This is a genomic window from Streptomyces sp. B21-083, assembly GCF_036898825.1.
GTDB lineage: Bacteria > Actinomycetota > Actinomycetes > Streptomycetales > Streptomycetaceae > Streptomyces.
This window is the reverse complement of the sequence record NZ_JARUND010000001.1, coordinates 1,181,163-1,191,979: the sequence shown is the minus strand read 5'-3', so window position 1 is coordinate 1,191,979 and position 10,817 is coordinate 1,181,163. Positions and strand designations below refer to the sequence as shown.

General features: G+C 68.3%; 11 protein-coding genes and 1 pseudogene. 5 read left to right on the top strand and 7 right to left on the bottom strand.

Annotation, left to right across the window (positions count from 1 at the left end; translation table 11 throughout):
• Positions 1 to 26: 26 nt before the first annotated feature.
• Positions 27 to 233, bottom strand: a complete 207-nt coding sequence (locus QA861_RS05325) for a DUF397 domain-containing protein (protein ID WP_334587047.1) — start codon at positions 231 to 233, stop codon at positions 27 to 29.
• Positions 230 to 1,096 carry a helix-turn-helix domain-containing protein gene (locus QA861_RS05320; RefSeq protein WP_443041445.1) on the bottom strand — a complete coding sequence of 289 codons (867 nt, stop codon included), beginning with the start codon at positions 1,094 to 1,096 and terminating at the stop codon, positions 230 to 232. The genes QA861_RS05325 and QA861_RS05320 overlap by 4 nt, the downstream gene beginning before the upstream one ends.
• A 228-nt stretch (positions 1,097 to 1,324) precedes the next feature.
• Here QA861_RS05320 and QA861_RS05315 point away from each other — a divergent pair, with 228 nt between their 5' ends.
• Complete coding sequence (locus QA861_RS05315; RefSeq protein WP_334587046.1) at positions 1,325 to 1,786, top strand: ATP-binding protein; 462 nt, start codon at positions 1,325 to 1,327, stop codon at positions 1,784 to 1,786.
• 62 nt (positions 1,787 to 1,848) lie between these two features.
• Here the strand turns inward: QA861_RS05315 and QA861_RS05310 are convergent, their stop codons facing one another.
• The gene (locus tag QA861_RS05310; RefSeq protein WP_334587045.1) at positions 1,849 to 2,217 is read right to left on the bottom strand and encodes a hypothetical protein; all 369 of its coding nucleotides are present in this window, start codon (positions 2,215 to 2,217) and stop codon (positions 1,849 to 1,851) included.
• A 205-nt stretch (positions 2,218 to 2,422) separates the two neighbouring features.
• On the opposite strand from QA861_RS05310, the gene QA861_RS05305 reads away from it, so the two are divergent.
• Together QA861_RS05305 and QA861_RS05300 are read left to right on the top strand one after the other, a co-directional pair.
• Positions 2,423 to 4,045, top strand: coding sequence for a competence protein CoiA family protein (locus tag QA861_RS05305; RefSeq protein WP_334587044.1), 1,623 nt, complete (start codon positions 2,423 to 2,425; stop codon positions 4,043 to 4,045).
• 156 nt (positions 4,046 to 4,201) lie between these two features.
• Complete coding sequence (locus tag QA861_RS05300; RefSeq protein ID WP_334587043.1) at positions 4,202 to 5,284, top strand: hypothetical protein; 1,083 nt, start codon at positions 4,202 to 4,204, stop codon at positions 5,282 to 5,284.
• A gap of 157 nt (positions 5,285 to 5,441) precedes the next feature.
• Here QA861_RS05300 and QA861_RS05295 read toward each other — a convergent pair whose 3' ends face one another.
• Positions 5,442 to 5,606, bottom strand: coding sequence for a hypothetical protein (locus QA861_RS05295; RefSeq protein WP_334587042.1), 165 nt, complete (start codon positions 5,604 to 5,606; stop codon positions 5,442 to 5,444).
• 334 nt (positions 5,607 to 5,940) lie between these two features.
• Positions 5,941 to 6,702, bottom strand: coding sequence for a LamG domain-containing protein (locus QA861_RS05290; protein WP_334587041.1), 762 nt, complete (start codon positions 6,700 to 6,702; stop codon positions 5,941 to 5,943).
• Between the two features lie 811 nt (positions 6,703 to 7,513).
• On the opposite strand from QA861_RS05290, the pseudogene QA861_RS05285 reads away from it, so the two are divergent.
• A pseudogene (locus tag QA861_RS05285) lies at positions 7,514 to 7,785 on the top strand (deoxyxylulose-5-phosphate synthase).
• A 15-nt stretch (positions 7,786 to 7,800) separates the two neighbouring features.
• On the opposite strand, the gene QA861_RS05280 reads toward QA861_RS05285, so the two are convergent.
• The gene (locus tag QA861_RS05280; RefSeq protein WP_334587040.1) at positions 7,801 to 8,814 is read right to left on the bottom strand and encodes an EcsC family protein; all 1,014 of its coding nucleotides are present in this window, start codon (positions 8,812 to 8,814) and stop codon (positions 7,801 to 7,803) included.
• A gap of 819 nt (positions 8,815 to 9,633) precedes the next feature.
• Positions 9,634 to 10,044: a DUF6924 domain-containing protein gene (locus tag QA861_RS05275; RefSeq protein WP_334587039.1), complete on the bottom strand. Its 411-nt coding sequence runs from the start codon at positions 10,042 to 10,044 to the stop codon at positions 9,634 to 9,636.
• Positions 10,045 to 10,293: 249 nt separating this feature from the next.
• Between QA861_RS05275 and QA861_RS05270 the strand changes: the two genes are divergently transcribed.
• Complete coding sequence (locus QA861_RS05270) at positions 10,294 to 10,641, top strand: deoxyxylulose-5-phosphate synthase (protein ID WP_334587038.1); 348 nt, start codon at positions 10,294 to 10,296, stop codon at positions 10,639 to 10,641.
• Positions 10,642 to 10,817 lie beyond the last annotated feature (176 nt).

The window sequence follows — 10,817 nt, the reverse complement described above, 5'->3', positions numbered from 1 at the left end:
GTTCCGCTCGGAAGCCGTACTCGGCCCTACTCCACGGTGAGTGCCACGAACGCAGCCCACTCGCCCTGGCTGACCCGCAGCACAGGCCCGCCCCCCACGACCTTGGAGTCCCGCACGTACACGACGTCCAGGCCGGCAGCCACCTCCACGCAGTTGCCACCCCCCGAGCCGCTGTAGCTGCTCTTGAACCAGCGCAGCCCGTCCACGTTCTCGGATACCTGCTCCACGCTCATGTCTCTCCCACCAGCCGTTCGATGAGCCGCGCAGACTCGACGCCGTTCAAAGCCTGCGACCGCAGCTTGCCATACCGCAACCCGAAGGCACTGACCTCTGCTGGATCATGCACGACGCATCCGACGTCCTGAGACTCGATGTAACCAAGGTGCTGGTGCTCCTTGGTCTCCAGCACCACAAACGGGCCGTTCAGACCGGAGTGGAGCCCGCATGCGGCAGGCATGACCTGGACCTCCACGTTCCGCAACGCCCCGACTTTCAGAAGGTGTTGCCATTGTCCGCGCATGACGTTCCTGTCGCCAACCGGATTCCGCAGTGCCTCCTCGCCGATGATGAACGACAGCTCCGCGAGCGGCACTCGCGTCAGTAGCTTCTGTCGACCCAGCCGCGCTTCTGTGTGCTGGTCGATGATCTCTTCACTCAGCGGCGGACAGTGCCCGGCGAACAGAGCCCGTGCGTACGGCTCCGTCTGCAACAACCCCGACACCAGCAGAGGCTCATACTCGAACCGGCTGAGCGCCTCCGCCTCGATGAGGGCGAAGTTCCTGAAGAACCGAGGCAACTTCGCCCGATCCACCTCCCCCTGGAGCGCATCCAGAACCCCGCCCGCATCCAGCACCCGCTCAGCCGCCGCCGTGAACACGGCCTTCGCCGGCCGGCGCCCCTGCTCGACCGAAGCGACCAGCTCCAGGGAGTAGCCGATCGCGTCGCCGAACTGCTGCTGGTTCAACCCGGCCCGCTTGCGCAGGTACTGCAACAGCACCCCGTACGCCGACCACACCCCCGGCAGGTCGGCTCCCTCGTCCTTCGTCTTTGCGCTCCGCCCCGTCCGCGTGTCCCTTGCGTCCCGTACCGTCCTCACAGTCCCACGCCCTTTCCCGTCCCGCTCCACACCCCGCCCACGGCCGCGCTCGCCACCGGTTCATGTCCAACGTGACGCGCGGGAACCAGGACACGCGCCGGACCCGTACAACGCCCGTACAAGCCCCGTACAACCAAGCCCGCAGCCGGCGGCCCACCCCGTACGACGAGGACGACGTACGGCCGTCATACCTGGTCAGCGGGCCATGCGCTCCACCACGCTGACTCTGTGACCCATCATCAGCTCACCGACGAGGCGAGGCCGCTCCTCACGCCCGTACGCCAACTGACCCTGCGCTTCAGCGGCACACGACGAGGCGCCCGCCTCGCCCGCCGGTTCGCCGTCCAGCAGTTCACCGAGTGGACGGGCCTCCCGTACGACTCCGACGCGGCCCGTGCCGTCGCCCTCGTCACCGCCGAGTTGGCGTCGAACGCGGTCCGCCACGGCAGCCTCCCCGGCCGGGACTTCCGCCTGACGCTGCTCCTCCTGCCCCACTGCTTCCGCGTCGAGGTGACCGACACCCGCCCCGAGCGCCTGCCACCATCCGTGACCGCCCAGCCCGCCGACGAGACCTCGGGCCGCGGACTGCTCCTCGTCGAGGCCTACGCCGACCGTTGGGGATCCACCGTCCGCGACGCGTACACGAAGACCGTCTGGGCGGAGGCGCGGCTCCGCCCTACGGGCTCCTGACGCCCACCCCTCGTCCGGGACGGGCCCGCCGAAGGCCGCCGCAACGCCGACGACAGGGACCGTCAGTGACCGGCGTAGTGCTCCGCCAGCCTCTCGATCTCCCGCATCCACAGCAGCACGTTGTCGCCCTGCCGCTTGTACGGCGCGCGCCGGGCCAGCTTGAAGAAGCCGCCGGACGGCCAGCCGCTGTCCTTCAGCACCACAAGTGCCGACAGCAGGGGAAGCGATCCATCAGGGCTCTCCCGGACCGAGGCGTCCTCCAACAGGTAAGGCATGGGGCCCTCGTGGGCGGGGACGTGATGACCGAGCCGTGCGAGTTCGCTGCTCAGATCGCCGTACGGAATGGGCGCCGCGCCCTGGCGTGCCCGCGAACGCAGGATCTCGATCACGGCGTCCAGAGCCTGCTCGTACTCAAGCGTGCCCTTCTGCATGTGCCCTCCCGACCTCGGAATCCGACGACCGCCGAACCTACGCCACCGGACACCCAGTTGCGGTCCGGATGCTCGCAACGATCACCCACCTATTGTGAACTAAGTGCATAGATCGCATACTTATGACGATCGACCGCTGTCCGCCCTCCCGGCAGGCGCGCGCGTGGCTCCGGGGGGATTCGTGGATGGCTCAGACGGCAGACTCGTGCAGACCGCGGTGATCGGGAGCCGGAACTCCGGACGGGCGATCATCCTGCCGACGGACGCGGACGAACTGACCCGGTGGCGACGACGCCACCCCGCCTACACCTACTGGTGCGGTACCCAGCTCGGTGGTTGCGGCAATGAGCTGTCGGACCGTTTGTACCGCGACAAGGTCTGCCACTTCGCTCACCGACCCCACACCTCCTGCCACCGTACGGCCACCGGCGCGGCCAGCGCGGACCACCTCTTCATCAAGGACGACCTCGCCGCATGGGCCGGGCGTAACAGGCTGAAGGGGCGCACCACTTCACGCGACCTCGGATCCGGGCCCGGAGACGCCGTCGACTTCCGGGTGGGCGCGGCCAGGCAGCATGTGCGTTTCCAGTTCAGCAGGCTCGAGCACGCCGAGTGGCAACGGGCCCGCCAGAGGCTTGTCGGTGAATCGGCCACCTTCGACTGGGTCTTCGGTCCGGGCACGGCCCAGGCGGAGACCATGGAGGAGCTGTACGACGAGTACGGATACCTGCTCCGCTTCCGCTTCGAGACACATGGTGCGGTACGGCGCATTCATCTCAGGGCCGAGGACCCCCGGCGAAGCACCGACTGGGTGCCCCTCGACGCCTGTGCGATGACCCCTGCAGGGCTCCGGGTCCCAGGAGTGGAGCCACGACGACGTTCGAGTCTCAGCCCGACCGCCAAGGCCGGAGCCGAGGGCGGTGCAGCGCCGGTGCAGCGTTCCCGCGAGGAGCAGGCGCTCGCGCTGAAGGAGGCCCTGGTGAGCGCCGCGAGGTTCCGGACCCGGCCCACCTGGGAGGCGCTGGCCCGAACCGCCGGAAGCGACCTGCTCGGGCTCTCCGGCCCGGGGCGTTTCGGTTTGCTGCTCGCCGTGGAGCAGAGCGACGGCGGTGAGGGGAAGCCGCTGTTGTCGGCGCTGATCAGAACCGAGGAGGGTGACCCACCGTCCTACTTGGGGAGTGTGGTCACCGCCGTCGGGTGCGGGGTCCCCGCGACGGCAGCGGTACTCAGACGATGGTGCCAGCGTGAGGCGGACCGAGTGTTCGCCGTGCACGGGGTGCCGTCCCGTACGGCCCCGCCGCGGTTGTCGCTCACCGTGGATGGTCAGATCGCCGCACAGCGGAGTGCGGAGCCCGCTCAGCGCCAGACCATCGTCCACGTCGAGGGCGGCCTGGTGCGACAGCCCGCGGCCCGGCCGAAGTCGCAGCCGGAGGGACTCGCCGGTGTTCCTCTGCTCCATGACACGGAGATTGGGCTCGCTCTGCGCGGCGCACGGCAGAGACGCGGGCCCAGGCCCAGGTATGCCGCCGCTCTCATGGTGCGAGCGGACGAGGCGCTGACGAGGCTGCCGGAACCGCAACGCACCCAGTTGGTCACCGAGATGGCGGCCACCCGCCGCTGGCTGGACAGCCGACCGGACACACAGGCGCGGAAGCCGAGGCAGAGCCGGCGCGCCAAGAAGACGGCGGACGCGAAGAAGACCGCGGCCGGGAAGCAGCCGGCGCGAGCCAAGAAGACGCAGCAGGGGAAGAAGCCGAAGGACCCGTTACAGGGTGCGCGCCCCCTGCCCGGAGTCGGCGAGTCCAGGCCGAAGAAGAGGCCGAAGTGAGCGGTGTTCCCGTGATGAGTGCCGCCCTCGGAACCTCCGGTGCGGTCCGACCGCAGAGGTGATGCCGCCCACCGCGTCCGCCGCACGCGGAGTTCGGCGCCTCGTCGACCAACCAGCCAACCAGCCAAGCCTGTTCACCGCACACGGAGTTGCCCCATGTCCCGAAACCGCCGAGCCGCCGTCACCGCCCTGCTCGTCGCCGCGTCGCTTGCCGTCGGCGGCTGCGGGAGCGACACCGAACCCTCCACCGCGCGCACGTCGACCGTCCCGGAGGACGTGACGAAGAGCGCGTCGGTCGCCGCGCCGAAGGACGAGTCGAACTCGGACGACGCGTCGGCGGAGACGACGGCCGGGGACGACACCTCGATCGAAGACGCCCTGGCCGCCGCAGGTGTCGACGATTCCCTGGTCAATCGGCTCGGCGAGATCGGTGATGCCAACAACTACGGACTCGGGGAGGGCGTCAAGACCGGCTTGGAGGACCGCCGCGGACTGGCGGTCACCCAGGTCGACGCCTGTCGCAACGTGGCCGTCGGCTACCAGACATGGGAGGGCATCCGGTCCGCGGACGAGGCGAGCGGCGCGAGCGAGGACCAGGCCGCCGCGATGGCCGACTTCCTGCGGACGGAGTTCTGTCCCCACGTCGCACCGCTGAAGGAAGCGCCCCTTCCCCAGCAGACCCTCGACGGAGCGGCCGAGGACGACCTCGGCGGCCGGGGACTCGCCTCGCCGCTGACCTGGTGGGACGCGCGCTATCCGCGCGTCTCGTGGGCCAAGGCGTGCGCGGCACAGACGGGCATGCCCATAGGCGACTCCGTGGCCTACCGCCTGGCGAAGGACGAGGTCGTCTGCGCCACCCTCCCGTTCGCCACATCCCTGAAGGAACACCTCATCAGCGTGGACGTCGTCTTCTCATCTCCTGTCGACGAGGACCGGGCGCGGAAGTCGGCGCTCGCCCTGCTTCCGTCCGACGCGTCGGCGACGGAGCCGACCGAGGGCACCAACCCGGACTGGTCGTACCTGGGCGGCGGCTGCCTGAACATCAACTTCCGTACGGCGACGATGGAAGCCATGACGGACGGACTGGAGAAGGACGCCGAGCCCTGGGCGTCCGCCGTCTACTACTCCGACGGAGCGACCGAGGACGGAGCCGTGGGCGACTACACCGGCGAGGTCAAGCAGATCTCGCTCTCCACGGGCGCCAACGAACCGGGCGCGTCGGGCGAGTTGACCTGCTGACACCCACGGTCCCGACACGCAGGCGTCCGCCTCCACAAGAGCTGCTGCGGCCGTCTGATCGAAGGCACTCTCCGCGGAAGGTGAGCGTCCAACACGGACACCACGTACTCGTCCCGGCCCACGCGGGCGGCGCTCGCACGTTTTGCGAATGATCCAGTCACGTCGGGACCTGGAGTGCGTGATCGTCAGTTTTCGGTTGGGTGAGCAGCTGCTCGACCGCGTCGAGTTTGCGCTCCTCGGTGAGGTGCCGGGGGACCCAGCCCATGCGGGCGTTGTCCGGCCGCGGCGCGTCCTTGCGGTAGCGGCCAGCGAGTAGGCCCATGGCCAGCGGGCTCACACCAGAACGCCCAACCCGTAGCGGTGGCAGCGCGCGCAGCGACGCCTCGTCCAGAGGGCCGCCGAACACCCTGCACCGGGCGGTCTGCTGTCGGCTGCGGCCGTCGACGGCAAGGCATTGACCGGTGCGCGTACCGGGCACGGGAAGAAGCTGTCGGCGACGCACCCGCGCCGCCGAGCGGACCGGCTTCCACCGCCTGCACGCCACCGAAGTCCACCCCCTCACCCCGAGGTTCGGACCACCGGACGGCAACCGCACACGGCCACGCCGCGCCCGAAAAGCCTGGAAACCACAGGCACATACAGAGTTCTGGAGACGCTCACGGTCCGTCGCTGTCGGCCGCGGCCTTGGACTCGTCGGACAGTGTCTCCACAAGCGCGGCCGGCCGCCGCACCACGAGGTGCTGGACCTCGTACGACATCTCCTTGACTTGAGGATCCGGTGGCGGGTGATAGCGGCCCGCGCACACCGAAAGGTTGACGATGAGGTAGGCGTGCCAGGCGCGCCCCACGCCTCGGCGGTCGGCGAACACCCGGCTGCCGTTCACCCACCAGATCACGGACCTCGGGCCGAACTCGACACGAAGGTCGACCCACGCGCCCGGGCCGATGGCGAGGTCGCGGTAGTAGAGGTTGCCCCCACGGACGTGGTTGGTCAGCTCCAGGAGGTCGGGGTTGTCGGGATGGTACTCGAAGACATCGATCTCCTGGCCGCCGTCCCGCCAGGTCCAGATGGCCGGCCAGGCCCCGGTCTCGTACGGCAGTCTGACCCGCGCCTCGAGCACATCCCCCGCACGGACGGTGAAGCCCTCCTCGCTCCCCTCTGTGGTGAGCAGACCCGTGTCCCACAGGCCGTCCTTGCGGAGCGTGGCACGGAAGGTGCCCGAGCGGCTGTACGCGGGGTCCGCCGTCAGGTGATCCAGTTTGTTGTCGCCGGGGTTGACGGGTCCACCGTTCGGATACGCCCACGAATGCCCTGCCAGCCATTGACGGGTGGACGCGAAGTCCGCCGTGAAGACGACCTCAGGTCCAGCCGAAATCCCCTCCGCCGACGGTGGCCCCTCGAATGCAGGATTCTCCATGCATGGATGCTGCTCTAAATGCGACTTAGGCATGCAAAATGCGAGAAATTATGATTAGTTGCGGTTCGTCGCCGCGGGTGTGTTGTGATCGGGCAGCTCCGCCGGCGTCATGGCGGCTGCTTCGCGGACGTGGTCCACGGGCACGGCCCCGGCGTTCTGTCGGGATGCGGCGCGGGGTTCGATCTTCTTCGTGTGGCATGAGACTGTCTGATCGTGCCAGAGACGATGGGTGGGTTGGAGGCGGGCTTGGCTGAGGCATCGTCTCCTTCGTGGACGCATCGTGTTCGTGCCGGGTGCGACCTTGCTTCCTTCGCTGAGGTTCCGGAGGCTGCGGAAGCGCTGGTGGGGCTGCTGCTGGACGTCGAGAACACGGCGGTGACTCGACAGACGGCAGAGGCCCTGGCCCCGGGTGGGGACGCTGGCCGCCGTAAGGCTCATCGCTCTCGCGGTCGCCAAGGCCGACGACAATCAGCTGACTGGTTGCAGACCGGGGCGCATGACGCGCTCGTGGGACCGGACGGTGCGCCGGACGTCGCAGCGGCCTGCGCGGAGCTCGCCCAGGACCAGGAAGAAGCTGTCCGGCACGCTGCCACGGATATCTCGGCGTGGACAGACGACGCAAAGCGTTGACCTGAAGTTCCGTGTCCCCGCCGTGCAGACCGTAGAGCACGTTTCCGAATTGGTCTCCGTCACGGTGGTTGACGATGACCTTTCCTCCGGTGATGTCTGTGGCGATCGGAACCCACCGGGCATGGAACGCGTATCCGTACACGCCGTCGTAGATGTCCCGCACATCGGGGTCCTCGCTGACATGGCCCACGGGAAGACCTCGTACGTCTGCCTGCCCTGCCGGGCTTCGTACAAGCAGTCCTACGACCCGGACAGGCAGCGGATCTGCCCCGCTGCGCGCGGCCGCTGATCCACGTGCGCTCCGCCTTCGCCGCACCCCGTCGCCGGGACACCGCGGCCTGGCGGACGCTGTCCGTGCTGTTCCACGCCGGCGTCCGGTTCCACAAGAGCTGCTGCGGCGGGCCCGGTTACCGCCCCCGCACCCTCAGAGAGGTTCGAGGGTGGATGACGTAGACCCAGCGGCATCACTTAAGTGGCGTCGTCCTGGGGCTCGTCGTCCCCGTCGGCCGTCAGTGCGGTCGGCAGCGGCATTCCGTACTTGTCGCACAGGAATCGGGTCTGGCAGTACCGCTGGGCGTCGGCGGCCACCCTGCCGAGGATCGCGGAGTTCATGCCTGCACCGATGATGACACCCACGAACGGTACGACCTTGGCGACGTTTTTGACTGGCACCCTGGAGCCGGCCGGGCCCAGCTGCTGCATCAACTTCTCGAGGGCGGCCAGGAGGCGGTGGTCGTTGCGGAGCTTCTGTGACCAGTTGATGCGTCCCTTGACCGCGTCCGCCGCCCGTGCGGCATCACGCAATGGCTTGGCCTTGGCCGCTTGTGCCATGAAGGACCGCTGGACCAGGCGTTGGATGAAGTCCTGCTCGTCGGGGTCTTTGGCGTCATAGCCGTAGGAGTATGCGATGCGCGCTGCGATCGACGTGCTCAGAACCTGGACGACGAGGATGTCCGCTGTCATCGCGATGGGGATACCGGCGATGGGGACCATGGCCAGCAGGCCCATGGCGCCGCCTTCGACTGCTCCGGTGGTCCGCCACTTGAGGGTGTTGCGGGTCAGTAGCCGGTCGCAGAATTTGAGGTCCTGCTCTCGTAGTTCGGTGAAACTGTCGAGTTCGAGGCCTCGCTTGCGGGCGAGCTTTTCGACGTTCTTCGGGTCGTTGAGCTCCAGGGCCGAGTCGTTGACCAGCTCGAGCAACGCTGCCGCGCCTGCGAGCGCCGGTCGCATGGCCTTGTCGGCGACCGCATCGCCTGCGCGACGGATCGGTTCCGTGACCGTCTCCGGCACAGCGTCCGTGACCCGTCGTACGGCGTTTCCCGCGACCTCACCGGTGCGACCGAGGGCGGTACTCGCCCAGTTCGGCAGACCACGGCGGTTGTTACGGTGCTGCCAGTGCTCGTTGAGCGTGTCCCACACCTGCCCCTCGTACGCGCTCATCGGGGTTGCGCCATCGACGAGTGGGTCGGCGTCGGTGCTCATTGAGGTTCTCCTTTTCGACTGTCATCGCGGTCCGCGATGTCCTACCAGCTGACGCGTGGGTGAAGCCACAGTGCGGGAGCGATGCCCGACGTCGACTGCACCCGCCAACTACGGATTGGTAACTCACCTCTGAGTCACTGCGCCGCCAACTGGGGCGATACGTCGAGCACTTCCATGTGCTTGGCACTGTTGCCCCCGCTGGGTGACGTCGAGAACAGCTTGTCGTGAACTGTGAACTAAGTCAACGTCGATGCGGGAAAGAGGTGTCGGGCTCCATGGTGTTGTCGAGGTTGTCCGGCGTGGGTGGTGATCGCTCGTTGGATGCAGTCTGTGAGTGATGGCCGTCATGGCGGGATGGATGTCTGGGTTTGCTGATCCATTCGCTATGCGTGCTCAGTTCACACTCGAGTTCGCGGCGGGGGTACTTTGCGATCGGGCTCGTGGTGGTCGGGGCGGGATGACCGGACAAGCCACCGGATGGTCCTCAGGAGCCTTGGCGGGGTGGGGCGTGTAGTCACGATGAGCGTGGGCCGGGCGAAGGTCTGCGGCCGGTTGGTTCCGTCTATCAGTACGACGACGGCCTAGACGTAAGGGTGGATGACGTCGTGCCTCACGTGCTGGCGACGACGCACCGGGGCCGGGGCCGGGGCCGGGCACGCGGTGTCGGCCGAGCATGGGCAGCGAGCGAGCGCACCTGTCGGACCCGACGTCGTCCCGGCACAGTCGGCCAGGCCTCGGGTTGACAGGCCGCACGGACACAGCCGCTGGGGCGGACGCCCCCAAGCACCCGCAGCCTGACACCGCATGGCGGCCAGTGAATCAAAACCCTCGGAACACGCCGTCGTCGTCGACGGCGCCGACGAACTCCTCGAAGTCCATGTTCGCGCCCGAGAGGTTGTTCTCGATGCTCCACAACTCGGCTGTCACAACGGGGACGCAACGCCCAGGCTCACCCCGCCTGTCCACCACGAGGAGCGGTAGCTCAGTCGAGACGAGAGTTATGAAGTCCGCCAGGACAAGAAGTGGATGCTGGTACTGCGCGGGGATCAGGTCGAGGGCCTGGTCGGGCGTCAAGCCCTCGTACAGCCGATCATCGACAAGGGCGACGTTGGCCAAGAAGCCGTCCTTGCCGGGCGAGAACAACGCCGCCCGCAGAGCGTCCCAAGCACCGTCCGCCGAGAAGTCGATGCGCACGACGAGGGCTTCCAAGGTGCAGGGGAACTGCCTCATGCGCGGACAGTACCGCCACCCCGGCGAACCTTCGCGGTCAGAGCACCAGCCCGGCTGACCGTCGCCCGCCCTTTACCACTCCGACGGAGCGACCGAGGACGGGCCGCAGGCGACTACACCGGCAAGGTCAAGCAGATCTCGCTCTCCACGGGCGCCAACGAGCCGGGCGCGTCGGGCGAGTTGATCTGCCGACCCTCACGGGGCCGAAATCCCGTCGATTTCCGCTCGGGCGTCGCCTAGCCTGCTGACATGGCCCACGCGAAGACCTCGTACGTCTGCCTGCCCTGCCGGGCTTCGTACAAGCAGCCCTACGACCCGGACAGGCAGCGGATCTGCCCCCGCTGCGCGCGGCCGCTGATCCACGTGGGCTCCGCCTTCGCCGCACCCCGTCGTCGGGACACCGCGGCCTGGCGGACGCTGTCCGTGCTGGTGCACGCCGGCGTCCGCTTCCACAAGAGCTGCTGCGGCGGGCCTGGTTACCGCCCCCGCACCCTGAGGGAGGTCCGCGAGCGGATGACGTACGCCCGACGCAGCGGCGAGCCCTTCGCGAGGTCGCTCGTACGGTACGCGGTGCCTTCTGCCCCACCGCGCGGCTGAGCGCGGCGGCTGCAACCGCGGGCCACCCGGGCCTCTGCGCAGGCTAGATCTCCAGACGGACCGGCATCAGGAACGAGAAGAGAATCAGCTCGTCCCGGCCCGTTGGTGGTGCGTGCGGCCCGACTGGTGATGGACTGTCGCGTTGTTCTGGCCGTCGTCGGCGTCGCCGCACACGG

Coding starts and splice junctions, on each gene's coding strand:
- QA861_RS05325 (WP_334587047.1), bottom strand. CDS start 233: ATGAGCGTGGAGCAGGTATCCGAGAACGTGGACGGGCTGCGCTGGTTC.
- QA861_RS05310 (WP_334587045.1), bottom strand. CDS start 2,217: ATGCAGAAGGGCACGCTTGAGTACGAGCAGGCTCTGGACGCCGTGATC.
- QA861_RS05300 (WP_334587043.1), top strand. CDS start 4,202: ATGTCCCGAAACCGCCGAGCCGCCGTCACCGCCCTGCTCGTCGCCGCG.
- QA861_RS05295 (WP_334587042.1), bottom strand. CDS start 5,606: ATGGGCCTACTCGCTGGCCGCTACCGCAAGGACGCGCCGCGGCCGGAC.
- QA861_RS05290 (WP_334587041.1), bottom strand. CDS start 6,702: ATGGAGAATCCTGCATTCGAGGGGCCACCGTCGGCGGAGGGGATTTCG.
- QA861_RS05280 (WP_334587040.1), bottom strand. CDS start 8,814: ATGAGCACCGACGCCGACCCACTCGTCGATGGCGCAACCCCGATGAGC.
- QA861_RS05275 (WP_334587039.1), bottom strand. CDS start 10,044: ATGAGGCAGTTCCCCTGCACCTTGGAAGCCCTCGTCGTGCGCATCGAC.
- QA861_RS05270 (WP_334587038.1), top strand. CDS start 10,294: ATGGCCCACGCGAAGACCTCGTACGTCTGCCTGCCCTGCCGGGCTTCG.